Origin of the sequence: Chitinophaga pinensis DSM 2588 (genome assembly GCF_000024005.1) — a bacterium.
GTDB classification, from domain to species: Bacteria; Bacteroidota; Bacteroidia; order Chitinophagales; family Chitinophagaceae; genus Chitinophaga; species Chitinophaga pinensis.
Genome location: NC_013132.1, coordinates 4,592,602 through 4,619,175, shown reverse-complemented (window position 1 = coordinate 4,619,175; position 26,574 = coordinate 4,592,602). Strand labels below are relative to the sequence as shown.

The 26,574-nt window shown below is 45.7% G+C and carries 23 protein-coding genes and 1 other RNA gene; 12 read left to right on the top strand and 12 right to left on the bottom strand.

Annotated elements, in window-relative coordinates; genetic code table 11:
* Positions 1–14: 14 nt before the first annotated feature.
* Positions 15–1,544, top strand: coding sequence for an L-piperidine-6-carboxylate dehydrogenase (gene amaB / locus CPIN_RS18265; protein WP_012791316.1), 1,530 nt, complete (start codon positions 15–17; stop codon positions 1,542–1,544).
* A 550-nt stretch (positions 1,545–2,094) separates the two neighbouring features.
* Here the strand turns inward: amaB and CPIN_RS39000 are convergent.
* A complete protein-coding gene (locus CPIN_RS39000) occupies positions 2,095–2,238 on the bottom strand; it encodes a hypothetical protein (RefSeq protein WP_012791314.1) in 144 nt (47 codons plus the stop codon).
* A gap of 64 nt (positions 2,239–2,302) precedes the next feature.
* On the opposite strand from CPIN_RS39000, the gene CPIN_RS18260 reads away from it, so the two are divergent.
* Positions 2,303–4,003 carry a S8 family serine peptidase gene (locus CPIN_RS18260; RefSeq protein WP_012791313.1) on the top strand — a complete coding sequence of 567 codons (1,701 nt, stop codon included), beginning with the start codon at positions 2,303–2,305 and terminating at the stop codon, positions 4,001–4,003.
* Positions 4,004–4,114: 111 nt separating this feature from the next.
* Here the strand turns inward: CPIN_RS18260 and CPIN_RS18255 are convergent, their stop codons facing one another.
* From CPIN_RS18255 to CPIN_RS18240, 5 genes are all read right to left on the bottom strand, one after another.
* On the bottom strand, positions 4,115–4,528 hold the full coding sequence (locus CPIN_RS18255) for a DUF4870 domain-containing protein (protein ID WP_012791312.1): 414 nt from the start codon (positions 4,526–4,528) through the stop codon (positions 4,115–4,117).
* Positions 4,529–4,601: 73 nt separating this feature from the next.
* Positions 4,602–4,993, bottom strand: an RNA gene (rnpB, locus tag CPIN_RS37380) — RNase P RNA component class A.
* Between the two features lie 33 nt (positions 4,994–5,026).
* The gene (locus CPIN_RS18250) at positions 5,027–6,070 is read right to left on the bottom strand and encodes a Smr/MutS family protein (protein WP_012791311.1); all 1,044 of its coding nucleotides are present in this window, start codon (positions 6,068–6,070) and stop codon (positions 5,027–5,029) included.
* A gap of 334 nt (positions 6,071–6,404) precedes the next feature.
* On the bottom strand, positions 6,405–6,842 hold the full coding sequence (locus CPIN_RS18245; RefSeq protein ID WP_012791310.1) for a DoxX family protein: 438 nt from the start codon (positions 6,840–6,842) through the stop codon (positions 6,405–6,407).
* A 106-nt stretch (positions 6,843–6,948) separates the two neighbouring features.
* Positions 6,949–8,598: an amino acid permease gene (locus CPIN_RS18240; protein WP_012791309.1), complete on the bottom strand. Its 1,650-nt coding sequence runs from the start codon at positions 8,596–8,598 to the stop codon at positions 6,949–6,951.
* A gap of 184 nt (positions 8,599–8,782) precedes the next feature.
* Between CPIN_RS18240 and CPIN_RS18235 the strand changes: the two genes are divergently transcribed.
* A complete protein-coding gene (locus CPIN_RS18235) occupies positions 8,783–9,160 on the top strand; it encodes a four helix bundle protein (protein WP_012791308.1) in 378 nt (125 codons plus the stop codon).
* A 35-nt stretch (positions 9,161–9,195) separates the two neighbouring features.
* Here the strand turns inward: CPIN_RS18235 and CPIN_RS18230 are convergent, their stop codons facing one another.
* Genes CPIN_RS18230 through bioD form a run of 5 tightly spaced genes read right to left on the bottom strand, consistent with a single transcriptional unit; the run spans position 9,196 to position 14,621 of the window.
* Complete coding sequence (locus CPIN_RS18230; protein ID WP_012791307.1) at positions 9,196–10,167, bottom strand: polyprenyl synthetase family protein; 972 nt, start codon at positions 10,165–10,167, stop codon at positions 9,196–9,198.
* 36 nt (positions 10,168–10,203) lie between these two features.
* Positions 10,204–12,321, bottom strand: a complete 2,118-nt coding sequence (rnr, locus tag CPIN_RS18225; protein WP_012791306.1) for a ribonuclease R — start codon at positions 12,319–12,321, stop codon at positions 10,204–10,206.
* An 11-nt stretch (positions 12,322–12,332) separates the two neighbouring features.
* Positions 12,333–13,400, bottom strand: a complete 1,068-nt coding sequence (lpxK, locus tag CPIN_RS18220; protein WP_012791305.1) for a tetraacyldisaccharide 4'-kinase — start codon at positions 13,398–13,400, stop codon at positions 12,333–12,335.
* A 1-nt stretch (position 13,401) separates the two neighbouring features.
* On the bottom strand, positions 13,402–13,983 hold the full coding sequence (locus tag CPIN_RS18215; protein WP_012791304.1) for a 5-formyltetrahydrofolate cyclo-ligase: 582 nt from the start codon (positions 13,981–13,983) through the stop codon (positions 13,402–13,404).
* Positions 13,984–13,988: 5 nt separating this feature from the next.
* A complete protein-coding gene (bioD, locus tag CPIN_RS18210) occupies positions 13,989–14,621 on the bottom strand; it encodes a dethiobiotin synthase (RefSeq protein ID WP_012791303.1) in 633 nt (210 codons plus the stop codon).
* A gap of 470 nt (positions 14,622–15,091) precedes the next feature.
* On the opposite strand from bioD, the gene CPIN_RS18205 reads away from it, so the two are divergent.
* From CPIN_RS18205 to CPIN_RS18170, 8 genes are all read left to right on the top strand, one after another.
* The gene (locus tag CPIN_RS18205; RefSeq protein ID WP_044221871.1) at positions 15,092–16,450 is read left to right on the top strand and encodes a pyridoxal-phosphate dependent enzyme; all 1,359 of its coding nucleotides are present in this window, start codon (positions 15,092–15,094) and stop codon (positions 16,448–16,450) included.
* 8 nt (positions 16,451–16,458) lie between these two features.
* Positions 16,459–17,265: a helical backbone metal receptor gene (locus CPIN_RS18200; RefSeq protein WP_044221869.1), complete on the top strand. Its 807-nt coding sequence runs from the start codon at positions 16,459–16,461 to the stop codon at positions 17,263–17,265.
* A gap of 130 nt (positions 17,266–17,395) precedes the next feature.
* Complete coding sequence (gene fbaA / locus CPIN_RS18195) at positions 17,396–18,463, top strand: class II fructose-bisphosphate aldolase (RefSeq protein WP_012791300.1); 1,068 nt, start codon at positions 17,396–17,398, stop codon at positions 18,461–18,463.
* A 209-nt stretch (positions 18,464–18,672) separates the two neighbouring features.
* Positions 18,673–19,521 (top strand): acetyl-CoA carboxylase, carboxyltransferase subunit beta, encoded by an 849-nt coding sequence (accD, locus tag CPIN_RS18190; RefSeq protein ID WP_012791299.1) that lies wholly within the window; start codon positions 18,673–18,675, stop codon positions 19,519–19,521.
* A gap of 305 nt (positions 19,522–19,826) precedes the next feature.
* Positions 19,827–20,264, top strand: coding sequence for an SsrA-binding protein SmpB (smpB, locus tag CPIN_RS18185; protein WP_012791298.1), 438 nt, complete (start codon positions 19,827–19,829; stop codon positions 20,262–20,264).
* 18 nt (positions 20,265–20,282) lie between these two features.
* The gene (locus tag CPIN_RS18180) at positions 20,283–21,419 is read left to right on the top strand and encodes a tetratricopeptide repeat protein (protein WP_012791297.1); all 1,137 of its coding nucleotides are present in this window, start codon (positions 20,283–20,285) and stop codon (positions 21,417–21,419) included.
* Between the two features lie 113 nt (positions 21,420–21,532).
* A complete protein-coding gene (locus CPIN_RS18175) occupies positions 21,533–22,612 on the top strand; it encodes a hypothetical protein (protein WP_148230590.1) in 1,080 nt (359 codons plus the stop codon).
* A gap of 114 nt (positions 22,613–22,726) precedes the next feature.
* Positions 22,727–23,218 carry a hypothetical protein gene (locus CPIN_RS18170; RefSeq protein ID WP_012791295.1) on the top strand — a complete coding sequence of 164 codons (492 nt, stop codon included), beginning with the start codon at positions 22,727–22,729 and terminating at the stop codon, positions 23,216–23,218.
* Positions 23,219–23,330: 112 nt separating this feature from the next.
* Here the strand turns inward: CPIN_RS18170 and CPIN_RS18165 are convergent, their stop codons facing one another.
* Positions 23,331–23,969, bottom strand: a complete 639-nt coding sequence (locus CPIN_RS18165; RefSeq protein WP_012791294.1) for an START domain-containing protein — start codon at positions 23,967–23,969, stop codon at positions 23,331–23,333.
* Between the two features lie 184 nt (positions 23,970–24,153).
* Between CPIN_RS18165 and CPIN_RS18160 the strand changes: the two genes are divergently transcribed.
* Entirely contained in the window at positions 24,154–26,565 is a 2,412-nt protein-coding gene (locus CPIN_RS18160; RefSeq protein ID WP_012791293.1) for an ABC transporter permease, read from the top strand.
* Positions 26,566–26,574: the final 9 nt, after the last annotated feature.

Here is a 26,574-nt window from a genome sequence, read left to right as displayed (position 1 = left end):
AAAACAGCATACGCATGATCCAGGATATTCTGCAACAGTTACATATCGGGAATGTAAATAGAGGCGTCAGCACAGGTATCAACTGGCTGGATGCGAAAGGCGCCGTGATTGACGCATCTTCTCCTGTCGACGGACAACACATTGCTACCGTAAAAACGGCCAGCCGGGAAGATTACGATACAGTCATCGCTACCGCACAGGCAGCTTTCAGAGAATGGCGTTTATGGCCGGCTCCCCGCAGAGGCGAAGTAGTACGCCAGATCGGCGAAGCGCTACGTCAAAACAAAGAAGCACTTGGCAAACTGGTCTCCTATGAAATGGGTAAAAGCCTGCAGGAAGGATATGGTGAAGTACAGGAAATGATCGACATCTGTGACTTCGCGGTGGGTCTCTCCCGTCAGTTACACGGTCTGACGATGCATTCCGAACGTCCTGGTCACAGGATGTATGAGCAATGGCATCCATTGGGCATTACAGGCATTATTTCGGCCTTTAACTTCCCGGTTGCAGTATGGAGCTGGAACGCGATGCTTGCCTGGATATGCGGCGATGTGTGCGTATGGAAGCCATCCGAGAAAACGCCTTTGTCCGCTATAGCGTGTCAGCATATTGTACAGGATGTACTCAAAGCGAATAAGGTACCGGAAGGCGTTTGCTGTCTTGTGACAGGTGGTCGTGATACCGGTGAATGGATTGCCGCGGACACCCGTGTGCCATTGGTATCTGCTACCGGATCTACCCGCATGGGTAAAGCCGTAGGAAGTGTGGTAGGCGCCCGTCTGGGTCGTTCCCTGCTGGAACTGGGTGGTAACAACGCCATCATCATCACGGCAGATGCAGACCTCAATATGTCCCTGATCGGTTGTGTATTCGGCGCGGTAGGTACGGCAGGACAACGTTGTACCAGTACCCGCAGACTCATCATCCATGAAAGTGTTTATGAGACATTTACAAAGAAACTGGCCAAAGCCTACCAGCAACTACGTATCGGTAATCCGCTGGATGAGCACAATCATGTTGGTCCGCTGATCGATAAAGACGCTGTCAATCTCTATCTCGACTCCATCGAAAAAGTAAAAGCTCAGGGCGGTAGCTTCCTGGTAGAAGGTGGCGTATTATCCGGCGATGCGTATAGCTCCGGATGTTATGTAAAACCTTGCATTGCAGCCGTTGAGAACGCCTATCCGATTGTGCAGCATGAGACCTTCGCTCCTATCCTGTATGTCATGAAATACAGCAGGATTGAAGAGGCGATTGCGATGCAAAACAATGTACCGCAGGGGCTGTCTTCTGCCATCATGACCCTCAATCTGCGTGAGGCGGAATTGTTCCTTTCCCAGGCGGGTTCTGACTGTGGTATCGCTAACGTCAACATTGGTACTTCCGGTGCGGAAATAGGCGGTGCATTCGGGGGTGAAAAAGAAACCGGCGGTGGCAGGGAAAGTGGCTCTGATGCCTGGAGAGCATATATGCGCAGACAGACGAATACGATCAATTATTCAACACATTTGCCATTGGCGCAGGGGATTAAATTTGATCTGTAATCAGTTGTGATAAGTATTGATTTAACTAGTATCATCTGTTAAACAAATTATAAAAAGAGAGGGCGTCCACTAAAAAGGACGCCCTCTCTTTTTATATAAGGTTCAATTAGTCAACCACTTATCTGGCCAGCATATCCACCTCACAGTATTCACCTCTCATTTTCGATGAGCAATTCCTATCAGCTACACAATTTCCTCATTACTCTTCCGTTTAATATGCAGATAACTTTTAAACTAATATTATTTAGCATATTCACAATTGCATGTGAGTGACAACGTAGATCAAAAGAATAGCGAGGTTAGAGAACCTCGCTTTTTCGTTAAACGGAAACCATGCTTATGAGAATAGTCTTGATAGAAAGTTATCAAGTACTCTTCCAGCTCTAAATATTACACTTTTTTCCGGAAATTCATATTCTACTTTTGTGGTATTTGCAAATTTTTTTTGACGAACGGTAATATGATTTACTGATTTCAATGTAGTAGCGACCTTCGTGACAACACACATTCTCCTTACCGGCAAAAAATTTCTCTCATATTCCTTTAATTGTTAAATTAACAGTAAATGGTGACTGACTTGAGTTACAGGTACTTCCAGGCTGTTGCCATACATACGCAGACGACTATCCCGGTAATTAGCTGTTGGCACATTGTTTCTGTCGTTCATCATATTACGTAATCCGATCCCTGACATTTTGCATACCTTTAACCTAATTTGGTTTTTGATTTGTAAAGTTTATTGAGAAAAAAACAGACTGATGAAATCTAATAAAGCTATGGCAGTCATGGCTGGTGTTGTGTTGATGGCTGCTCTAACCGCTAACCCGACTTATGCCCAAACCACAGCGATTCCGAGAAACTGGCACTTGCTGAATTATGCACAGGATAGTGTATACGGTACCGGCGTTGAGAAGGCCTACAACGAGTTACTAAAAGGAAGAAAAAGCACCCCTGTACTGGTAGCGGTGATCGATTCAGGTATTGACACCCTGCATGAAGATCTTAAACCCATCCTTTGGGTAAATCCGAAAGAGATCCCTGGCAATGGTATTGACGACGACAAAAACGGCTATGTGGACGACGTTCATGGCTGGAATTTCCTCGGCGGCAAAGATGGTCGTAGCGTAAAGGAAGACTCTGACGAGGCAACCCGCGAATACTACCGCTATAAGAACCTGTACGGTAACCCGGATTCCGCACTGGACAAACAGTCCAAGGAATACCTTTACTGGCAGAAATTGCAGGGTAAAGTAGTGAAACCTTCCGCTAACGAAGCGAAAGTCACTTACAAAACCATGCTGAAATTGCAGGAAAGTCTGCGCAAATGCGAAACGCTGCTCACAGGATACCTGAAACAAAATGACTTCACTGCCGCAAAACTGGACAGCATCCAGACGGCTGATGCAGACGTAATGGTCGCCAAGAAGTTCATGCAGCGTATCTTCCAGAACACCGGCGAAGAAAATATCAGCTACTCTGACCTGAAATCTGAGTTTGATGAATACCTCGCCGACCTGAAACGTAAAGCGGAAGCTGCTGAAAGTGACGGTCCTTCTGATAAACGCGCAGACATCATCGGTGATAACATCAACGATATCAATGATAAATACTACGGTAACGCTGATGTAATGGGACAATTCGGTTTCCATGGCACTCACGTTTCCGGTATCATCGCCGCTGTAAGAGGCAATGGCGTTGGTATGGACGGTATCAATGACAACGTACGCATCATGATGGTGAAAGCCGTTCCTGATGGTGACGAACGTGATAAAGACGTCGCCCTCGCTATCCGTTATGCGGTAGACAACGGCGCACGTGTGGTGAATATGAGTTTTGGTAAAGGCTTCTCCCCTCACAAAGACTGGGTAGACGCAGCGGTTAAATATGCAGAAGAAAAAGGCGTATTGCTGATTCATGCCGCGGGTAACGATGGTAGTGACAACGACGTGGTAGACAACTTCCCGAATCCTGATTTCGCAGATCATTCTCCAAGAGCAAACAACTACATCACCGTTGGCGCCAGCAGCAATGGCAGAGGCTCCAAAGTAGCCAGCTTCTCCAACTACGGTAAAAAGAACGTAGACGTCTTCGCACCCGGTGTACAGATCTACTCTACTGTTCCCGGCGGTAATAAATACGGTAGCGCCAGCGGAACAAGTATGGCCGCTCCTGTTGTTGCCGGTGTAGCAGCACTGGTACTGGCTTACCATCCCAACCTGACCGCACAGCAGCTGAAATATATCCTCGTGAAATCATCCACCCCATTACCGGATGGTACGACCGAAGTAAATAAACCAGGTGCAGGCGATACCAAAGTGCCTTTCGCAGATCTGTCTATCTCCGGTGGCTTAGTAAATGCTTACGAAGCACTGAAACTGGCGGATACGATCGATACCGAAAAAGGTACAAATCCAAAGAAAAAGAAAAAAGCAAAGATGGAGTCTATTAAGAAAGGCTAATCATATCGTTATCGGCTATATGAATATTCGTTATTAAATAGAACGAAATGATAAACAAAGAAGGGCGACCGTTGAATAGCGGTCGCCCTTCTTTGTTTATCAAAAAAACCTTTATTTCACCAATCTCCAACTCAGCGGATACTTATAAAATATTCCGTTACTCGCCTTCGACGCCGCAATAGCCGAAAACACAATATTCACCACCATCACAATCCCTCTCGTACCATGAAACAGTGAGAAGTGCCTTAAATCCCAGTAATAATAGTTAAATCCTGGTCTGCCCCAGCTCCACTCCCAGTGGTTAAGCATCCCTATTAAATTAAGCCCTACATTGATAATACTCAGAGTAATCTGAAAGTTCAGCGCTTCTTTACCGGTTTCATTCAGAAACTCGGATTCATTACGTTTAATCAGCCACAATACCAGTGCTGCAATGATATTACCTGCAGGTGGAATGAACAGCATACCGGCGATACCAGCCAGGTGCATGGCGAGCGCCCAGTTTCTTTCTTCTTGTTGTTTCATAAAGGGTATATAATTCGGGTTATGTCTTTAGGGATGTTGCCTTTGGTTGATAAGCACACAATGTATAAAAAACAAAAACTACAAACCTATAAGCCGGATTCTGTTCTCCTTTGCAGGAGACGCTATCATTTATCTTCGATACCGTTCACACGATACCTGTATCTGCCTACCCTCGGTCATCGGACGAGTAGCCCTAAGCGACCGTATACATGGCATTTCAACACGCAAGGTTTACCCTCCCAATATGTTGCCATACCAGAACGTGGGCTCTTACCCCACATTTTCACCCTTACCTGCGCTGCTTGCGCAGACAGCAGGCGGTAATTTTCTGTGGCACTGTCTGTACCGCTCAGCCCTCTTTTGAGAGAGAGCAAAGCAGCCCCACCCGTTAGGTGGTGCGTTACTCTATGTTGTCCGGACTTTCCTCATCTGCCTTTCGGCGGAAGCGATAGCACGGTTTGTAGTTTCTGCAAATGTAATAGAAAACCTGGCATATGCCTAGTGCCGGAAAAATATCTCAGTAGCACCATAGCCATAGCGGGGATGATATTCGTTAACAAACCTTTCTACCCCAGGAGTATCCCTGAGAATGGCATGTATTTCATCCTTCAGTTTGCCTTTTCCGACCCCGTGAATAACGATCATACTGTGCTGGTGATGTGCGATCGCCAGTTCCATGTAATGAACAAATTCGTTCAGCTGTATCGCCAGAATCTCAATATTCTTCAGTCCTTTCCACTCTTTCACCAGTTGCTCGATATGCAGGTCCAGTTCGTATTTAGGCTGCTGAGGCGCCTCAGGCTGTACCTGTACGGCAGGTCCGCTGCCTGCATTGCCTGCAGCAAAGGCGCCAACGCTGGAAGGATCGAAGTAAGGCTTGTCATTCTTACTCTTTTCCGGATACTTTTCGAAAAGCACCTGGGTAAGCGTAGCATCTCTTCTTGCCTGTAACTCGGATAACTGTAAGAACAGCTGTTTCGCCTTGGGCTTCCATGTTTTCGGGAAAGAAGGCGCCAGTTTATCGTTCTTCTCTTTCGGGAAAAAGACAAATTCGAGCCGCGGACTATCATTCAGCGACTCAAACATCAGATCGGAGAGATAAAAATTACTGAAGGGCTGGATCTCATTGCGGATCTCCATTTCCATGCTATTGCGCAGCCATACCTGAAAATTAAAACGGTATGCCTCGCTCGTTTCGTTGAGCAGGTGAAACTTCAGGGATTGTACATGCTCTTCATAGGCATCCAGCCGGAATACCGGCAGGATGGACAGGAACATACCTCTGCTCATACGGATATTATCTTCGTATTTCTTCTTTTCCGGCTTAATATCATAGCCCTGGATCCGCTGTTGTGGTGGAGGCGGAGCCGGCTTCGGATTCGTAAAGCGATGAAAATACGGGAAATCGATCTGGTCCAGGTATACAGGAAAAGTTACCTTTCCCACTTCTACCATCACCATATCATTATTAATAATGTCTACGACTGTCCCCTCCTCTTTGGAATGCAGGAGTAATATCTTATCGCCAATCTCAAACTTCATACTTGCAATGCCGCGATGGTCATACAAATTTTATGGAACTGTTATGAAAAAGCAGTCCACATCGCGAATAGCAAAGATAACTATCAATTAGGAATTACGAATTAGGAATTAGGAATTGAAGAAAAAGTTCTGACCATTCATTTACTGGCAGACGTATTAGTGAGCTTAAGAAACTGATCAGCAATAAATGCGAGGCCTAATCAATGGCTACTAAATGACAACATCAAATGCATAGAATAGCACAATGCAATACCCCATGCTTGCATAGTGTGAAATTTAACCCACCACAAACACGTTGACTATTTAATTGATAATTCCTAATTCCTAATTAAACTCATGCCGGGTGACGGCGCATATATTCGTCAAACGAAATGGGGCCGCTGCCCTCCACAAGGAAGAAGACAAGTAACAGCAGAACAAGGATAGAAAGGCCGGCTTCACCATGTACATTAAATAACCCTGTAGAGGTATGTACAAAAAAGATGGCGCCGATTAAGATGGGAATGTTGGCAAGAATAGCCACGCGTGTAAGTAAGCCGAAAATAATAAGTACTCCACCAGCCAGATGAGCAAAGACAATGTAGTGAGCAAGCCAGAACGACATTACTGTGAGGACCGGATTTTCGTTGATCACAGATTTAAGAACATCGATATTTTGTATGAAAACCACCCCTTTGTAGAATAAAAAGACTCCCAGGAGTACACGTATAGCATCCAGCCAACGCGGATGATGCGTCTCACCCCAACGGTCTATTCGTTGTAGTAGATTCATAAAACATGATTTTAGGATCAAAGAGCTAACCGAATATACGAAATAAAGTTGACTAAATCAATAGTCTGTATGACGGAAGCAACTATCTCCTAAAATATTGATATGCTTATGCTTGTGCCAGCTTACTCCTGCTGTAGCTGTAGCCAAAATAGATCACCAGACCGATCAGCAGCCAGATGGAAAACACTACCCAGTTCCTGAAACCAATCTCAGTCATCAGATAAAAACAGCTCAGCAGTCCTAAAACAGGAATCAGTGACAATTTGTGGCGGAAAGAAAGAAACGTAAATACTAACGCGGCCACCGCAAAAAAGAAGAAAGGAATATTATGTTTCCATACATCCCAGCCACCGGCAAAAGAGAAACGCTGCGGCAGTTCGTTGCGGAAGATGTAGGCAAAAATGATAATGATCGCCGGTACGATAAACTGACCATTGATATATGGCAGACTGAAACGTTTTGAATGCGGATCCTTCTCCTGTTTAGGTAACAACAGCACGCCACCACATACAAGGATAAAGGCGAATAATGTACCGATACTGGTCAGGTCAGTCACCACCGTCAGATTCAGAAACAATGCAGGAACCCCCACCAGGAAACCCGTCACAATCGTTGCAAAGGAAGGCGTTTTGAACTTAGGATGAATAATACTGAAACGCTTTGGTAACAGACCATCACGACTCATACTCATCCAGATACGTGGCTGCCCGATCTGGAATACCAGCAATACGCTGGTCGTCGCAATTACAGCACTCACGGAAATCAGGAAACTCACCTTAGGCAGGTTTACCGCGTTAAACACAAATGCCAGCGGATCATCCACTTTCAGCTGTGAGTAAGACACCATACCCGTCAGTACAAAGGCAATCAGAATATACAACACGGTACAGATTACCAGCGAGTAGATCATCCCTTTCGGCAGATCGCGTTGCGGATTCGCACATTCCTCGGCAGTCGTACTGATCGCATCAAAACCAATGTAAGCAAAGAACACCGCAGATACGCCCTTCAGTACCCCCGAAAAGCCATTCGGCATAAACGGTGTCCAGTTGTCTGTATTTACAAAGAAAGCACCTACAACAATCACAAAGAGTATCACCAGTATCTTCAATCCCACCATAAAATTGGCGCTGCGCTTGCTCTCCCTGATACCTACAAAAGCCAGGTAAGTCACCAGCACCACAATAATAAATGCAGGCAGGTTCAGGATCACCGGCAACCCAAATATATGCGGCGCAGCAGCATACAGTTCAGGCGACGCACTATCGTAATTGCTGGTCAGCCATTCCGGAAACGACAGATTTATACCTAATCCTTTTCCAATCCCAGCCAGCAGATTGTTAAAGTAACCACTCCAGGAAATCGCCACAGCAATATTCCCGATGGCATATTCAAGGATCAATGCCCAACCTATGATCCAGGCGGCTATCTCTCCGAATGTGACATAAGAATAAGTATATGCACTGCCCGATACCGGTACACGGGATGCAAATTCTGCATAGCAGAGCGCCGAAAATCCGCAGGTAACGGCTGTAATAATAAATAATAAGGAAACACCAGGACCACCATGAAAAGACGCCTCACCGATCGTAGAGAAGATACCTGCACCGATAACAGCGGCAATGCCCAGTGCAGTCAGGTCCTTTACCTTTAATACCTTGTTGAGTTCTCCCCCTCCATGCGCATCCGTTAAACCATCTTGAGCATCTTTGAGTATACTGATAATAGATTTCTTACGAAAAAGCGATTTGGACATCAGGTAATTAGGTTCAGGTTTAGCGTTAGTCTAATGCAATTGCGCGCAATATAGAAAAAATTAATTAAGAATTAAGAATTAAGGATTAAGAATTGGGGGCGCGATTCGATAGAAGAAGAAGTTGAACTTTGGGATAAAATAAAATCCTTATATTTCTTGAATAAATTCTAAATCCATTGTTTGTATGAAAAGAGAAAATGTTCTCCAGGAGAAAAGCTATGCTTTTAGTTTAAGAATACTAAAGTTATCGAAACACCTAAGAAATAACGGTGAATATCCGCTTGCCAATCAGATTATGCGTAGCGGTACTTCAATCGGAGCTAACATCGAAGAGGCACTTGGTGGCTCTTCTTACAGAGATTTTTGTTCCAAACTCCAAATTGCCTACAAAGAAGCCCGGGAAACAAAATATTGGTTGAGGCTATTAAAAGACGGAGAAATCCTCGACAAAAAGCTATCATATTCACTCCTAGCAGATTGCGAGGAAATCTTACGTCTTATTGTTTCAATACTCAATACTGTTAAACAGAATCTTCAAAAGAAGTCAGCCGCTAATGGCTAATTCTTAATTTTTAATTCTTAATTTTTAATTTTTCACTAGTGTTCCCTGTTCAATAAGAAATTCGCCAGCTCAACCAACGGCGCCTTCCTCGAAGAAAGCACCGCAATGCTCTCCAGGTGTTCAAACGCCAGCTGCTGAAAACGGTCTTTTTCCTTTTCCGCCCAGGCATCTACTTTACAGTCATGAAACAACTCCAGTACCTGATTCACCTTGTCATCCGGACTGGTCGCCAGTAACTCTTTCAGTTTCTGATGCTGCGCCGGATTACAGAGTTCCAGCGCTTTCAGCAACAGGAATGTCTTTTTATTCACCAGGATATCTCCCCCTTGCTGCTTACCGAATTTCTCCGGATCGCCAAAGGCATCCAGGTAGTCATCCTGGATCTGAAAGGCAATACCGATATTCTTCCCAAACTCGTAAATATGCTGTTGATTGTAGTCGCTACCGCCACCGATGATGGCGCCCATCTGCAGACTCGCAGCCAACAATACGGACGTTTTCAGTGCGATCATCTTTACATAGTCATCGTATTTCACCTGTTCAGGCTCCATGTCTTCGAAGTCCATATCGATCTGCTGTCCTTCACACACTTCAATAGCGGCTTTGTTAAACGCCGTGATCAGCTTCTGCTTATAATGTGGCTGCACCTTGTTCAGGTACTCATATACTTTAATCAGCATCACATCACCGGCCAGGATAGCAGCCGTATCGCCATACAGCGTATGCACGGTTGGCTGATTACGACGCAGCGGCGCTTTATCCATGATATCGTCATGCACCAGGGTAAAGTTATGGAACAGTTCAACGGCGGTACCGACATGAAAAGCATCCGGGTGGATGTCGTCAAACAGTTCATTACCCATAATAGACAATATCGGTCTTATACGCTTGCCTCCTATATTTAATATATGACTGGCGGCGTCATAGAGTTTCTTTGGCTCTTTCGGGAAATGTTCCTTGCTGAAATGTTCTCCAAACTGAATGGTTAAATCTTTGAATGAATGCATGGTGTGATATCTATAAACGGCTCTAAGTTATATAAATTATGACTTTTTACGGGAAGAGGAACCTGGCTTCTTTCCGGAAGCAGGTTTCTTCTTCGAACTGGTTTCTTTCTTTTTGTCTTTCGGCGCTCTGGAGGTTTTCTTGTCGGTAGCAGGTTTACGTGCTGATCTTCCTCTTCCGCCGGCGAATATATCGGGAGCACTGCCTTCCGGCTCTACCAGGTCATAGTCCAGCTGGCGTTTTACCAGGTTGGCAGCTACTACCTGTATTCTCACTTTATCACCTATACGGATCTTTCTGCCGGTGAACGAACCCACCAGGGAATATTCCTGCTCATCGTAGACAAACTCGTCTTTGGTGCTCATGCTATGGATACTTACCAATCCTTCGCATTTGGTATCTACCGTTTCCACCCAGAAACCGAAGTGCGCTACACCGCTTACCACACCGTCGAATTCCTCTCCGATGTACTGCTGCATGTATTCCACCTGCTTGTATTTGTTAGCCGCTCTTTCCGCTTCCATGGCTTTACGTTCCATTTCGGAAGAGTGCTTACATTTCTTTTCCATCTGTTTGTCCGGATGGATATCGTGGGACAGGCATTGCTGTAATACACGATGTACCAGTACGTCCGGATAACGACGGATCGGTGAAGTAAAGTGACAATAGTGTTCGAAGCCCAGTCCGTAGTGACCGATATCATCTGTCGTATAAGCCGCTTTCGCCATTGTACGGATACCCAGGGTTTCCAGCACATGCTGTTCCGGTTTACCGTGCGCCAGCTGCAACATTTCGTTGAAGGAGCGCGCCAGTTTCTCCAGGTTATCGACTTCCAGCTTATGACCGAACTTACGGGCAAAAGCGGAGAACATTTTCAGTTTTTCCTCGTCCGGTGTATCGTGTACACGGTATGGGAATGGCACATGCTGATTAGTACCGATACGGATATTATATACATATTCCGCAACGGTTCTGTTAGCCAGCAACATCAGTTCCTCGATCAGCTGATGCGCTTCCTTGCTTTCCTTGATCACGATGCCTATCGGCTTCGCGTTTTCATCCAGCTGGAAACGAACCTCCTGGGAGGAGAAGTTGATCGCACCATTCTCAAAACGCACCTTACGCAGTGTCTGGGAGATCTTATTCAGCAACAGTACCTCGTCTTTATAAGGACCCTCTCCTGTTTCAATCACCTCCTGCACCTGTTCGTAAGTGAAACGGTGATCGGAATGAATCACGGTACGGCCGATCCAGTTTTCCTTGATCTCTCCTTTGTCATTCATCTTGAACACAGCAGAGAAAGTCAGTTTATCTTCATGCGGACGCAGGGAACAGAGCTCATTGGAGATCTTTTCCGGCAGCATCGGCAATACGCGGTCCGGCAGGTAAACAGAGGTAGCACGTTTATCGGCCTCTTTATCGAGAGCGGTATCCGGCTGCACATAATGGCTGACGTCAGCGATATGCACTCCTACTTCGTACCAGTTACCACGCAGTTTGCGGATGGAAATGGCATCATCGAAATCCTTCGCATCCACCGGGTCAATGGTGAAGGTGAGGGTCTTACGAAAATCCTTACGTTTCTTTACTTCTTCCGCATCAATGTTCTCCTGGATCTCATTCAGTTCTTTCAACACTTCGTCCGGGAAACTGAGCGGGAATCCGCTTTCAATCAGGATCTCTTTCATAGCCAGGTCGTTGGTATTGCTGGCATCCAGCACTTCCACGACTTCCCCTACCGGCTTGCGGGTCTTTTCGCCCCAGGCTACTACACGCACCACAGCCTTATCGCCGTTTTTCGCATCCTTCAGGGAATTGGCAGGAATATATATATCAGGCATGAACAGCCCTTTCTCAGGTATCAGGAAGGCAAAGCCTTTGTTGACCTGCAGACTACCGGTGAATTCGATCTTTTTGCGTTTAATGATCTCCGTTATCACACCTTCCATACGGCCTTCGTTCTTGCCCTGTTTGATGACATCGACAAGCACTTCATCCCCGTCAAGCGCGGTGTTGAGATTTTTCTGGCGGACCATTACATCCTTCTCCTGTCCTTCGATAATTACAAAGGACATCCCGGAGCGGGTTATCTGAACAGTACCCCTGAAGGTTTTCTTCTGGCTACTGTGTTTTTGAGGTTTTTTCTTTTTTGTCATTCTCGTAACGTTTAATCATGGTTACTTCCAAACTGATCCACGTAAGTAAAAATATAATTATTAAATGAATCTCCTTCCCCGAAGAGGAAAGATATTTCCACCGGCATAACGGCGATGGGTAAATTCAAAGGACGCAGCTGTTCTGACAGCAGTTGTAGTCTGACGGCGTCTTTTTCAGTTGTTACCACCAGTTTATTACTCCCGGGCAGATTCTCCAGTTCCCGGTGTATTTTCTCCAGATCAGGGACGGAATAGTAATAGTGATCCGGGAAAGAGAGTAGAAACACACTTTTATAGCTTTCCTTTAATCGCTGTAAAAGCGGCTCTGGTCTTGCGATACCGCACACAAGCAGTACGGTGGTATCGGCAGGTGCTGCTACCGGTGTGCCGCTGAACATATCGTATAAGTCGCCATAGGTCAGAGAAGTAAAAAACAGTTGCTGATGCGGCAGAGGAGCAATCTCCTGCCGGATGGCGGCTTTCTCGGTATCAGACAGTTGCGGCGGGCACTTGGACACAATGATACAATTAGCCCTTTCATAGCCCTTACGGCCTTCGCGCAGGCGACCGAAAGGTACTACGTGGTCTTTGGTGAAACGGCGTCCGTATTCGGTGATCAGGATGTTCTGACCCGGTTTTACAGAACGGTGCTGGAAAGCATCGTCCAGCAATATAACCTGCGTTTCGGGCCGTTCACCCAGCAGCTGAGGTATGGCCAGCATGCGTTCTTCCCCTACGCAGACAGCTATTTCGGGAAATTTCTGATGGAACTGCATCGGTTCGTCTCCCAGCTGGGCGGCGGTACTGGTTGTATCGGCCAACAGGTAACCGCTGGTACGCCGGTTGTATCCCCGGCTGAGGGTGGCTACCTGGTGATTATCTTTCAGGAGCTTAATGAGGTACTCCACATGAGGCGTCTTACCGGTCCCCCCTACGGACAGGTTGCCCACTGCTATCACAGGCAGGTCAAACTCCACCGCCGTCAGCATGTTACTGTCGTACAGGCGGTTACGTACCCACATTACCAGACCATACAGCAGTGAAAAGGGGTATAATAAGACTTTCAGGTGTTTCAGCATTTTAGCTCTTTTTGAAATAGTAAATTGTTTGCGGCGTCACGACCATATCTAGTGGTACGTCGTTTTCGCCGGCATCGGCTATCGCTTCCACCGGTTCGAATAGCGACAGTCCGATAGTAGTCACCGTTGGCGAACATTGTTTCAGGAAACGGTCATACATCCCTTTTCCGTATCCGACCCGCTGTCCTTTTTTATCGAAAGCGAGCATAGGAACGAATACCAGGTCCATTTCGGCAGGCGGCAGTGTAACGCCTCCGGCGGGTTCGGGTATCCCGTAAGCGTTCTTTACCAGCACGGTATCCGGTTTCCAGAGGAAGTGCTCCATCGTTGCATTACGCATATCCGACCTGGACAATGCCCATTGCAAAGCAGGATAAGCCTCCCTGGCCCAGTCCACCAGTGCGTGTGTGTCCGCTTCTTTCTTTTCAGTGATGGGAAGAAAAATGTGTGCCATGTTAAAATTGCTGTAATCCAGCAGCCTGCATTGTTGCAGTAACTCCCTGTTAAGGGTGGCAATCACATCGTCCGGAAGGTTCAAACGTTTTTCCAGGTATTCCTTTCGTATATCCTTTTTTGTTAACAAGTGGATCAGAATTGCCCCAAAGATAACTTTTCTGCCTGTTCCTTCACAAATGCCCTGTCTATCAGTGCAGTGTGAGGGATCCTTCCCAATTGCGGATAACCGCTCCAAGCTACCACTTCCGTCTCATTGGTATGATAATCTCCGCTGAAAATCCACCCTAACACAGGGATGCCACGTTGTTTTAGTACCTGTGCCGTCAGTAATGCGTGATTGATACTCCCCAGATAATTCTGGCTCACGATAATGATGCTGGCTTTTAGTTGCGCTATAAAGTCAATAGTAAAGATCTGCTCTGTCAACGGTACCATCAGTCCGCCGGCGCCTTCAATCACCAAAGGTCGTCCGGAAGGCTGCATTCCCCCTACCTGTGCCACCACCTTATCCACGTCGATCTGAATGTTTTCCATTCTCGCCGCCAGGTGTGGCGAAGCCGGGGCTTCCAGGCGATATGCTTCCGGGTGACAAACCGTCACAGGATTGGATATCAGACTTTTCACCGTATCGGTATCCGTCCCTTCTGATAACCCACTCTGTATTGGTTTCCAGTAATCTGCCTGTAGCGCTTCCACTACGCAGGCGGCCGTCACTGTTTTCCCCACCCCGGTCCCTATACCGGTAATAAATATCCGCTGACTCATGACATGCAAAGATAGTATAATAGGTATTAGGTTGTTCCTCTGTCAGAAACCTTCTGGGATTGTTCCGGTTTTGGGCCTTCGGCTATTAATACCGATTGTGTATAAAAGGTAACCCATAGATAATTCGTAGATGACCCATAGATAACCCGTATATATCCCATTCTAATAGGTACGGGTTATATACGGGTTATATACGGGTTATCTATGGGTCATCTATAGCTTATATATTGGTTATCAATACGATAAAGCAGATTCCAAATCATAAAAGGGATAGTCCTGACTGGTCAGGAGGCAGGTAATTGCGGCGGTCCCCCTGTTCCCCGAAAAAATGTTTCGACATGACGCATACAGGGCGTATATACGACGCATATACGGGACATCTCCGCCGGAGCGATCCATTTATAAGGATGCCCCGTACGATCCCGAAAAAGGGAAATTCCTTACATTCGCTACTGTCCAACAAGATCTATATGAAATTTTGCAACAGCATCCTCGAAACGATCGGCAACACTCCACTTGTGAAACTGCACCGCGTAACAGCCGGCCTCCCATGCCCGGTATTCGCGAAAGTTGAGTTCTTTAACCCCGGCAACTCTATTAAAGACCGCATGGCCGTAAAAATGGTAGAAGAAGCAGAAAAGCAAGGCCTGCTGAAACCCGGCGGTACCATTATAGAAGGCACCTCCGGTAATACCGGTATGGGTCTCGCACTGGCAGCCGTGATAAAAGGGTACAAATGTATTTTTACGACAACAGATAAACAGTCGAAGGAAAAAGTAGACATCCTGAAAGCTGTTGGCGCTGAAGTGATCGTTTGTCCGACGAATGTGGAACCGGATGATCCGCGTTCTTATTATTCTGTGTCCCGCAGACTGTCCACCGAGATTCCGAATTCATTTTATGTGAATCAGTATGACAACCTGGCCAACCGTGATGCGCACTATGAGCAGACCGGCCCGGAGATCTGGGATCAGACAGATGGGAAAATCACCCACCTGGTCGTAGCTACCGGTACGGGTGGCACTATTACCGGTGCGGGCAAATTCCTGAAAGAGAAAAATCCGGATATACAGGTATGGGCCATCGATAGTTATGGTTCCCTGCTGAAGAAATACCACGAAACCGGCGAACTCGATATGAGCGAGGTATACCCTTATATTACGGAGGGTATCGGGGAAGATTTCGTGCCGCAGAACTATGACATGAGCCTGATCGATCATTTTGAAAAGGTGACCGATAAAGATGGCGCTGTTATGGCCCGCCGTATTACAAAAGAAGAAGGCATCTTCGTTGGTTACTCTGCCGGTTCTGCCTTGTCAGGACTGATACAGCTGAAAAGCCGCCTGAAACCTACGGATGTGGTAGTGGTGATCTTCCATGACCATGGCAGCCGTTACGTAGGCAAGGTATATAATGACCAATGGATGATGGAGCGCGGCTTCCTGGATGTGAAAACAGTGAAGGATGTGGTAAACAGCCGTCGTAATCAGCCGTTGGTGACGATCAGTCAGGAGGAGAAAGTGAGCGATGCGATCATCAAGATGAAGAAATTTGATATCGAACATCTGCCGGTGTTACATAATAACGAGATCGTTGGCGCGATTTCAGAAGGTGGTCTTTTTAACCGCCTGATCGATGATGCGAACCTGAAGGATGCGCAGATCAAGCAGGTGATGCAGGCCGCTTTTCCGGAAGTGAGTATGGATATGCCGATAGAGAAACTATCTGCTTACATCAATAAGGAAAACGGCGCGGTGATCAGCAAAGACGAAAGTGGCAAAGCGCATATCGTTACGAAGTACGATATCATCCAGGCATTAGGCAGCTGATGCAGGAGATGCATACATACACAGACCAGCTGGGGCGGGAAGTGGGAATACCCTTCCCGCCTCGTCGTATTATATCGGTGGTGCCTTCGCAGACGGAACTGTTGTATGACCTCGGACTGGAAAAGGAGGTGGTGGGTATCACAAAATTCTGTGTACATCCGGAGCAATGGTTCCGGAAAAAGCAGCGGATTGGCGGTACCAAACAGCTGCATCTGGACGAAATCCTGGCGCTCAAACCTGACCTGGTGATTGCCAATAAGGAGGAAAATACGGCCGCTGATATTCAATACCTCATGGAACGGGTACCCGTCTGGGTCAGCGATATTCATACCCTGGAGGATGCACTGAAGATGATAGCACAGGTAGGAGAAATCACCGGAAGACATGAACAGGCTTTGCAAATAACGAATGATATCACACTCAGATTCAGCGATTTACAGAAAATTTTACATTCGGGCCACAAACTGCGGACGGCCTATTTTATCTGGCGGGATCCCTGGATGGTTGCCGGAGGAGATACCTTTATACATCATATGATGACGGATTATTGCGGATTGGAAAATGTATTTGGGGGAAGTGCGCGGTATCCTGAAGTGGATGCCGGAAAAATATTATCATCCGATTGTCAGGTGATATTATTGTCATCGGAGCCCTATCCTTTTAAAGAGAAACATATGGCGGAACTGGCAGCGATAGCGCCGGGGGCACGTATCCAGCTGGTGGATGGAGAAATGTTTTCCTGGTACGGCAGCCGGCTGGGAAAAGCCGCAGGATATCTGCAGGAATTATGGAAACTATTGTATAATTGTCAATAAATAATAAAAAATTACGAGAAAAATGCCATTTTAATTCGTAATTCGTTATTGATAATTCGTAATTGTGCTATAATAGTTAATCTTTAGTACTTATATTTGCCATCCTTAAATGTAAAACAATCCGAAAGCTATGGGAAAATACAGAGCTGGCGTGTTATTCGGCGAAGAGCTGGAAGCGCTGTACAATGATGCCAAGACTAATGCATTCGCAATGCCTGCTGTTAACGTGGTGGGTACCAATTCCGTAAACGCAGTACTGGAAACCGCTGCCAAAGTAAATTCACCTGTTATTATTCAGTTCTCTAATGGCGGTGCACAGTTCTTTGCCGGTAAGGGAATGCCGAATGACAAGCTGCAGGCAAATATTGCAGGCGCAATCTCTGGTGCAAAACACGTACACGAAGTAGCTAAATACTACGGCGTACCAGTAGTGCTGCACACTGACCACGCTGCTAAAAAATGGTTACCATGGATCGACGGTTTGCTGGATGCAGGTGAAGTATTCATGAAACAGACTGGTCAGCCACTGTTCAGTTCCCACATGCTGGACCTCTCCGAAGAGCCAATTCACGAGAATATCGAGACTTCCGTTAAATATTTCGAAAGAATGAACAAACTGGGTATGTCCATCGAAATCGAACTGGGCGTAACCGGTGGTGAAGAAGATGGTGTTGACAACTCAGGTGTTGAGAACGACAAACTGTACACTCAGCCGGAAGAAGTGTTCTATGCTTACGAAAACCTGTCTAAAGTAGGTAGCCGTTTCACTGTAGCAGCAGCTTTCGGTAACGTACACGGTGTTTATAGCCCGGGTAACGTTGAGCTGCGTCCTGTGATCCTGCACAACAGCCAGGAATTTGTACAGCAGAAACTCGGTACTGCTCCAAAACCAATCTACTATGTATTCCATGGTGGTTCCGGTTCTCCAAAACACCAGATCGCTGAATCCCTGGGTTATGGTGTAATCAAAATGAACCTCGATACAGATATGCAGTGGGCATTCTGGGAAGGTATCCATGATTTCTACGAAGCGAAGAAAGATTATCTGCAGGCTCAGCTGGGTAACCCGGAAGGTGCGGATAAGCCAAACAAAAAATACTATGATCCGCGCGTTTGGCTGCGTAAAGGTGAAGAAACCTTCGTTAAGCGCCTGGAAGAAGCTTTCGCTGACCTGAATTGCGTAAACAGAAACGCATAATTCCGGAAGCGGGACAAATTATGAATCCTCAGGAAGTCATTCCTGAGGATTTTTTTGTAATTGTATTTTTATTATAGCAGTTATATATATATCTTTCCTATCAAATTATTGGTAGCCAGATACTTTAATTATAATTCTACCTTTCGCATACTTTGGAAGTTAATATAATTTGTATCTTGCACAACTATTTTGTAACCTAATAGCACAATATGTCAAGCTGGTTTAAGCGCATTAAACAAGGCATTCAAACGTCTACAAGTGAGAAGAAAGAAGCGCCGGATGGGTTGTGGCACAAATGTCCTAGCTGCAAAAAAACCTCTACAGTAAAAGATCTGAAAGAGCACTTTTATGTATGCGACAAGTGTAATTACCACAATCGCATCAATTCGGCAGAGTATTTCGAAATTCTATTTGACAACAACGAATTCGAAGAGCTGTTTGATAATATCTATCCGAAAGACTTCCTCGGATTCAAGGATCTGAAACCTTACGGTGCAAGACTCGTTGAGGCTCAGAAGAAATCCGGTCTGAAAGATGCCATGCGTGTAGGTGCAGGTCAGGTATTGGGTAACAACCTGGTAGTGGCTTGTATGGACTTCGCCTTCATCGGTGGTTCCATGGGTTCAGTGGTAGGTGAAAAGATCGCCCGCTCCATTGATTACTGTATCGCGAACAAGATGCCGCTGATGGTCATCTCCAAATCAGGTGGCGCCCGTATGATGGAAAGCGCCTTCTCCCTGATGCAGATGGCTAAAACTTCCGCAAAACTGACGCAGCTGGCAGAAGCTAAGCTGCCTTATATCTCCCTGATGACAGATCCAACCACAGGTGGTGTAACAGCTTCCTTTGCAATGCTGGGTGATCTGAACATTGCGGAGCCAAAAGCACTGATCGGTTTCGCCGGTCCGCGCGTTATTAAAGAAACTATCAAGAAAGACCTGCCTGAAGGTTTCCAGAGCGCTGAGTTCCTGCTGGAACACGGTTTCCTGGATCTGATCATCGACCGTAAGGAGATGAAACAGCGTCTGGCAGTACTTTTGGAGTTATTTAAAAACTAAGCACCAGGAATTTCAATTAGGAATTAGGAATTAAGAATTAAGAATTGTTGCTGAGGCAAATTTCTTAACACTTGATTCTTAATTCCTAATTTTATAAGTATAAATTCATTCATTATTAACCACAAAAACAGAATTATGAAAATGTAGGATATATCAATTGAGGTAATTCACACCGCTCAATTCTTAATCCTTAATTTTTAATTCTTAATTTTTTCCTGACTTAGGAACACCGGAATCTACCAATCGGGCCCATTCAAACAGCCCAATTCTTAATTCTTAATTCCTAATTCCTAATTTTTCATACGATGGCAGAACTCAAGAACAGATCGGCATATTTCGAGTACGCAATAGAGGATAAGTATATTGCCGGCATGGTGTTGACAGGAACGGAAATTAAATCAATCCGTGGTAGCCGCGTGAGCTTCAACGATTCATTCTGCTATTTTTCCAAAGGAGAGTTGTTTGTTAAAAGCCTGCATATATCTGAATATACACACGGCACATATTCTAATCATGATCCCCTTCGTGAACGTAAGTTACTGCTGACCAAGCGGGAACTTAGAAAACTTGAGAACAAGATCAAGGAAAGAGGCTACAGCATCATTCCCCTGCGCATCTTTATTACCGATAAAAGCCTGGCTAAGATCGAAATCGGACTGGGTAAAGGTAAAAAGCTGCATGACAAACGAGATAGTATCAAGCAACGCGAAACGGACAGGGAGATCAGAAGATTCCTGAAATAAAAATACACTACAGATTATATGCAAAACCGTTTCTGGTGGCTGATAGCACCTATCCTATTTATCCTCTCCTGTAAAAACGGGGAGAAATTGTACAATAAAGGACGGTATGATGAAGCCGTTCTTGTATTTGTAAAAAAACTGCAGAAAAAACCTACAAACACCACCTCATTACAACTGCTTCCGGATGCCTATGCACAGGCCAGACGCCTTCATGAAGATAAAGTCACCGGTTTCCTGAGCTCCAACGACCAGCTGAAATGGGAGTATGTACGCAACGAATACCGCAGCCTCCAGCGCTTATACGATGCGATACAGGCTTGCCCTGCGGCACTGGCCATCGTTAAACCTAAAGATTATCGCAATGCTATTACCGGCGCCCAGGAAAATGCGGCACAGGTAAGATATGACCGTGGCGCCTCCCTCCTCGATCAGGGAGATAAAGCCGCCGCCAGACAAGCATTTGACGAGTTTCAGGCAGCCCTGACCCTCATTCCGAATTACCGCAATGCGGCACAACTCAGAGACGAAGCCTTCGCAAGAGGCACCGTTAATGTAGTCATCAGACAGATCGATGTACGCTCTCCTTACTATCAGTTCAGCGCTGACCAGTTCAGAGAAATACTGATCAAAAACCTCCAGCAACGTAATATCAACCGCTTCGTACAATTTACCGACGAGCGTATCGCCAAATCCAACAGGATACAACCTGACCAGTTCCTGGAAATGCGTTTTTATGACTTCGTAGTTGGGCAGACTTACGTAGACCGCTCCGAAAGAGAGGTTTCCAAAGAGATCGTCGTATCTACCGTGAAAGACAGTACTGGTAAAGAAACGATCAAACGTTACGCTACCGTAAAGGCAAAAGTATACGTCAATAAAGCGACCGTTATCTCTAAAGGTGTGCTGGACTATCAGCTGCTGGACGCAGTAAACGGTAATATCATCCGTACTGACAGACTACCTGGTAGCTTTACCTGGGTGAATCAGTGGGGATTTTATAAAGGTGATGAACGCGCACTCAGCGACCAGGATAAAAGCCTGATGGGCGGCGAAGACATTGCCCCTCCCCCGCCACAAGAACTCTTTATGCAGTTCACGAAGCCGATCTATGATCAGATGACGAGTGAGATGCAGCAGTTGTATAACAATATGTAATTAAAAAGGCTTTCATTCTGAAAGCCTTTTTAATTACATACACCTGAGACAACATCGGGGATGGCATTATTATGAAAATTCCCCCGAAGATCAATTCCTATAAAAGCAACGCTGTGCAAATCCTCCAAAAACATATTGATACCCTGAATGACGTCCGTGCTGGTAAGATTCCATTGAAAACGTTCTTTTTCAAGCGATCGAAAAATGAAAAGGACTGTGACCTGCATCGTCAGAAAAGATCAAAATTGCTTACAGCAATTAAGCACGCCCCTCTTCCTACCGATGAACCGATATTACAAGATTTATTCCGGCAGGAAATCAAGCTGGCAGAAAGCGATCCTTTCCAGGGTATCGAAGAAACCCTGCTGTTGAACGCTGCCCTGTTGACCCGGTTTAAAAATCCGGAGAATGCCTGGCTGTTCACCGCTGCTAAAAGAGCCAATTTTGATACTTCTTGCAGCTTCGATGACGAATTCCTGGTATCCGCAGGTATTGCTGCTACATACGATATGGTGGACAATGCCAAAAACTCAAAACTGAAAAAGATATTTTACGCTATTGCCGGCGATTCCAGGGAAGCCTGTCATATCACTCCGGAAGCCCTGCTGAACTGGGAAAAGTTCGTTCAACGCAGGCTCGATAACTCACTCGACACGCTTGAGAAAAAAATAGATGTGGCTATCAAACTGGATGAAAAAGAGGTGCTACGGGAGTTTGTAGACCAATGGAAAGCAGAACAAACCCAATGGACCACTGAGGATGCTAATGAACTGCTGTATTATGAAGAATTGTTAAAAAACCTGTCCGGGGAGATCTATGCCTATCAGCTCATCGCACAACTGGATACCCGTATTTCCAGGAGAACATATGCACAGGAAATGCTGTGTCGCCTGTATCTTAAAAACGGAGAGCCGTTAAAAGCCTGGGAAACCCTGCAACTCGTATTAGCGGCCTCTCGTGACATGGGACGGTTTGGAGGTGATACGGTCACCATGATCTATCATCTGGCACTCGCTTTTGACAAACAACATCCTATCGCCACAGCCTCCTTCTCCCTGGCTATGCAGGAAATCACCTTATTACCACCGGCCCAGCTCCGCTTAGATCTGGCCGAGGCAGCAAGGAAAGCAGCCATACACATGGAAGATGCAGCTGCAGCGGCCGAAATCGAGGACATCTTCGCCCCTGAATAAAGCTATATCCATAGCATGTTTGTAAACCGGCCTCCTTTATATTAAATAAAACGATATATTTGCAGCGCAAAACTTGTCTGTCAGCTAAAAACAGACGTAAAACCATATATACCTATGAAAAAACTCGCTGTATTACTGTTCGCTGTTACCACTATCCTGGTAGCTTGTAAAAAAGACGATAAGAATGATACCAATCCTGCTGCTATCGGTGGTTCCTATACCATTGAGGGGAAAACTTATGCGGCCGATTACGCCTACTGGACAGGCAGGGATGGTCTCGTGATAACAAATAAGCCACAGGCGCCGGAGTATGTTGAGAACTCCGTACAGATATCTGTGGATAGCCTGTATTTTTCAGAGACTTATACTTACATGGTACGCGCTAACATCAACTATGACAAAAAGAAGAACTTCTTCGGATCATATGTAAGATATACACCCAGCGGCATCTATGGCGAAGGAACGGAGATCACCGGCGTTACAGCAGGCACACTGAATGTGACCAGAGAGAAAGAGATCTACACGATTAAATTCAATATCACGGTAGCAGGCAGACCAATACAGGGTACTTATGTAGGCGCTGTTGAAGGAAAGAAATTCGAGTAATATTATTACCATAAAAAAGGAAAGGGGAAGCAATATTGATTCCCCTTTCCTTTTATTACTTAACCAGCCCTTCCGCCATCAGCGAAAGCCCCTTTCAATACCTTATTCGTCCTTAGTTCTTAATGAACGCATACTGTACTTTTTTGTACTGTGGTTTGTTCACCTGCTCTTTCAGTTTCTTAAAAGACTCCATCGGGCCTTTCGTCACAAACAGGTTTACCAGCCATGCAGGAAGGTTACCACCGGGGTTTGCTTCCAATGTATACTCGATATCTACATTACCGCCATTAGGGGTAATAATCCATTTACCGGAGGACTGTGTCACACGCACGATCCCGTTTTTAGCGGGCATATAATCAGGCACTACCGGTCCGTCGATGGTCACCACCCTGGTATGCGGATCCTGGCTGGCATGTAAGTGACAGATAAAATCCCTGTTATTAAGTGGCCATGGCAGGCTGACCTCGGAATAATAGTATACTTCCGCCGGAGATACCTGTTTCAGCAGCGTACTTGATTTAGTAGCATACAACCACTCTCCTGCGGTGTTGACATCCATAATGACAGCGGTAAACTGGGTCAAAGTAGCTGGCAATGAACATTTTACTTTGATGCCCTTGTAATCGGAATTCTCTATCGTTTTAGTATAGATCTTAATTCCGTCTTTATCGTGTTTAAGCGTCCAGGTATTCTGGCTATAGCTCATCAGGCTAAATAACAGAGCCAGTCCGGTTATCAATAAGTTCTTCATGTTCGTCTATAGGTTGAAATCCGTCACAAAACTACCGAACTACATCGAGATTTTATAAAAGTGAACGGATATTGTACTAAAAACGGACATTTTGGTTCTTCCGGAAAACATTAAACTGCTAGTTATGAGCCACTTAATATTCCGGCATTTACTTAGCTGAGGTATAGTATATTCATTGTGGCATATGTTTAAAAGTTACCTTAAAATAGCGCTGAGAAACCTTTGGAAGCATAAGCTTTTCTCTGTCATTAATATCACCGGACTAGCCCTGGGTGTGGCCTGCGCCCTGCTGATCATATTTCATGTAAGGCAGGAACTCAGTTATGATAAGGGGTTTGCCAAAGCGGACCGTATTTATCGTGTGACCCAGACCGGTAAGGGCGACAATGCCCGTAGCTGGGCAGCAACCGCTCCTACTACAGCGGATGCCTTCAAACAGTTTTTCCCTCAGGTAGAAAACACCGTCAGCTTCCACAGACCCTACCCCTTCCAGGTGCTGAGCTACACCGATGCTGGTGGTAATCAGGTAAAATTCGAAGAGAAAGGTGGTTTCTTTGCCGACCCGGCCGCTACAGCTGTATTCGACATTGATTTTCTGGCCGGCGATAAGAACAGCGCATTAAATACCCCTGGATCCATCATTCTCACGGACAAAATGGCCCGCAAATACTTTGGTGAGGCTGACCCGCTGGGAAAGATTCTACAGGATGATGTCAACAATATTCCGCTGAAAGTCACCGGTGTGATCCGTGAATACAATTTCCCGACACACCTCCGGTTTGACTATCTGCTGTCTATGTCCACCATCCATCATTTCCTGGATGAACGCTCTTTATCTAACAAAACATGGAACGGTTTCTATAACTATGTCCTGCTGGATAAAGCCAGTTCAGCAAAGCAGGTGGAAGCAGGTCTTAAAGACTTTACCGCAAAATTTTATGAAGAAAGTAATACTACCCGTGAAGAGATACTGGCCGACCGAGAGATAAACATCCAGCCGATTACAAGCATTCACCTGCACTCACGTCTGGAAAAAGAAATGTATCCGAACAGCGATGTCGCCTATGTAAAGATATTCTCGCTGGCCGCATTGTTCATCCTCTTAGTGGCAGCTGTCAATTTTATCAACCTGTATACAGCGCAGGCATTCGGCCGGATGCGGGAAATAGGTATGCGTAAAGTAATCGGCGCTACTTACCGTCAGGTAATCGCACAATTCCTGGGCGAATCACTACTCACGACCTTACTCGCTACCGTACTGGCATTTCTATTGTTTAAAGCAGCAATTCCCTTCTATAACAGTATTGCGGAACGCCCCTTTTATCTGCATCAGGCCCTCACGCCTGCCGGACTTGGCATCACACTCTTACTGATCATATTTATTGCGTTGCTGGCAGGAGGATATCCGGCATGGCATGTGGCCCATTTCCATCCTGTAAAAGCATTGCGGAGTAAAAACATGCCCGGTACACAGGTGGATAATGTGAGAAAAGGAATGGTCATTTTTCAGTTCGTGGTATCTGTTTTTATGATCATCAGCACCATGATTATCTATCGTCAGATCAGGTTCTTTCATAACAAAGACCTTGGTTTTGACAGGGAACAGGTAGCGGGTATTACGATATATGGGCCGATGTGGCAACGCTTTGGCTCACTGATCGATGATATCAAACGCTCACCCGATATTGCTGATTTCTCTATCGTATCCACACTGCCGGGAGACAGGTTCAGTTCGCAGCCATTTCAGCCATTATCGGCTACCGACAAAGAGGAATTTGACAACAGCCGTATTATGTGGTCAGATGAACGCCTGTTATCGACCCTTCAGATCCCTTTGATAGAAGGCAGGAATTTCTATAATCAGATGCCGGATATCAAACAGAAAGAGTTTATCATCAATGAGTCGGCGGTAAAGGCATATCATCTTACGTCTCCCGTAGGACATCAGTTTATCGCAGATGGAGATACAGGTACTGTAGTCGGCGTGGTGAAGAATTTCAACTTTGCATCCTTGCATACACCGGTAGATCCTTTGGTGATAAAATATGATCCTTATCGTGCGAACTACCTGCTGTTGAAGATAAAACCGGGGCATATACCTGCGGCGCTGACATATATGAAAGAACGTATTACAGCATTGACGCCGGGAGGCACATTTACCTATACTTTTATTGATGACAAACTGAACCGGCTGTATGCTTCCGAGAATCAGATGAGTAGCATCTTTAAGACCTTTGCGGCATTTGCCATCTTCATTTCCTGTATGGGTTTGTTTGGACTGTCAGCCTATAGTGCGCAACTAAGAAAGAAGGAGATCAGTATCCGAAAAGTGTTGGGGGCTTCGTCTGCTTATATAGCATTGTTATTATCGCGCGATTTCATCAAGCTGGTGCTGATTGCGATACTGGTGTCTTGTCCGCTGGCCTGGTGGGCGATGGATAAATGGTTAAGTGGTTTTGCTTATCATATTCCTGTAAGCGGTTGGATGTTTGCAATTGCGGGACTCTTTGCATTGGTTGCCGCTTTTCTGACGGTGAGTTATCAGGCAGTGAGGGCTGCACTTAGTAATCCGGTAAAACATCTGAAAGCAGAATAAAAATAAAAG

What these genes read in the sequence shown, in the direction of transcription:
- amaB (WP_012791316.1), top strand. Translation starts at nt 15, where the DNA reads ATGATCCAGGATATTCTGCAACAGTTACATATCGGGAATGTAAATAGA.
- CPIN_RS39000 (WP_012791314.1), bottom strand. Translation starts at nt 2,238, where the DNA reads ATGTCAGGGATCGGATTACGTAATATGATGAACGACAGAAACAATGTG.
- CPIN_RS18260 (WP_012791313.1), top strand. Translation starts at nt 2,303, where the DNA reads ATGAAATCTAATAAAGCTATGGCAGTCATGGCTGGTGTTGTGTTGATG.
- CPIN_RS18255 (WP_012791312.1), bottom strand. Translation starts at nt 4,528, where the DNA reads ATGAAACAACAAGAAGAAAGAAACTGGGCGCTCGCCATGCACCTGGCT.
- CPIN_RS18250 (WP_012791311.1), bottom strand. Translation starts at nt 6,070, where the DNA reads ATGAAGTTTGAGATTGGCGATAAGATATTACTCCTGCATTCCAAAGAG.
- CPIN_RS18245 (WP_012791310.1), bottom strand. Translation starts at nt 6,842, where the DNA reads ATGAATCTACTACAACGAATAGACCGTTGGGGTGAGACGCATCATCCG.
- CPIN_RS18240 (WP_012791309.1), bottom strand. Translation starts at nt 8,598, where the DNA reads ATGTCCAAATCGCTTTTTCGTAAGAAATCTATTATCAGTATACTCAAA.
- CPIN_RS18235 (WP_012791308.1), top strand. Translation starts at nt 8,783, where the DNA reads ATGAAAAGAGAAAATGTTCTCCAGGAGAAAAGCTATGCTTTTAGTTTA.
- CPIN_RS18230 (WP_012791307.1), bottom strand. Translation starts at nt 10,167, where the DNA reads ATGCATTCATTCAAAGATTTAACCATTCAGTTTGGAGAACATTTCAGC.
- rnr (WP_012791306.1), bottom strand. Translation starts at nt 12,321, where the DNA reads ATGACAAAAAAGAAAAAACCTCAAAAACACAGTAGCCAGAAGAAAACC.
- lpxK (WP_012791305.1), bottom strand. Translation starts at nt 13,400, where the DNA reads ATGCTGAAACACCTGAAAGTCTTATTATACCCCTTTTCACTGCTGTAT.
- bioD (WP_012791303.1), bottom strand. Translation starts at nt 14,621, where the DNA reads ATGAGTCAGCGGATATTTATTACCGGTATAGGGACCGGGGTGGGGAAA.
- CPIN_RS18205 (WP_044221871.1), top strand. Translation starts at nt 15,092, where the DNA reads ATGAAATTTTGCAACAGCATCCTCGAAACGATCGGCAACACTCCACTT.
- CPIN_RS18200 (WP_044221869.1), top strand. Translation starts at nt 16,459, where the DNA reads ATGCATACATACACAGACCAGCTGGGGCGGGAAGTGGGAATACCCTTC.
- fbaA (WP_012791300.1), top strand. Translation starts at nt 17,396, where the DNA reads ATGGGAAAATACAGAGCTGGCGTGTTATTCGGCGAAGAGCTGGAAGCG.
- accD (WP_012791299.1), top strand. Translation starts at nt 18,673, where the DNA reads ATGTCAAGCTGGTTTAAGCGCATTAAACAAGGCATTCAAACGTCTACA.
- smpB (WP_012791298.1), top strand. Translation starts at nt 19,827, where the DNA reads ATGGCAGAACTCAAGAACAGATCGGCATATTTCGAGTACGCAATAGAG.
- CPIN_RS18180 (WP_012791297.1), top strand. Translation starts at nt 20,283, where the DNA reads ATGCAAAACCGTTTCTGGTGGCTGATAGCACCTATCCTATTTATCCTC.
- CPIN_RS18170 (WP_012791295.1), top strand. Translation starts at nt 22,727, where the DNA reads ATGAAAAAACTCGCTGTATTACTGTTCGCTGTTACCACTATCCTGGTA.
- CPIN_RS18165 (WP_012791294.1), bottom strand. Translation starts at nt 23,969, where the DNA reads ATGAAGAACTTATTGATAACCGGACTGGCTCTGTTATTTAGCCTGATG.
- CPIN_RS18160 (WP_012791293.1), top strand. Translation starts at nt 24,154, where the DNA reads ATGTTTAAAAGTTACCTTAAAATAGCGCTGAGAAACCTTTGGAAGCAT.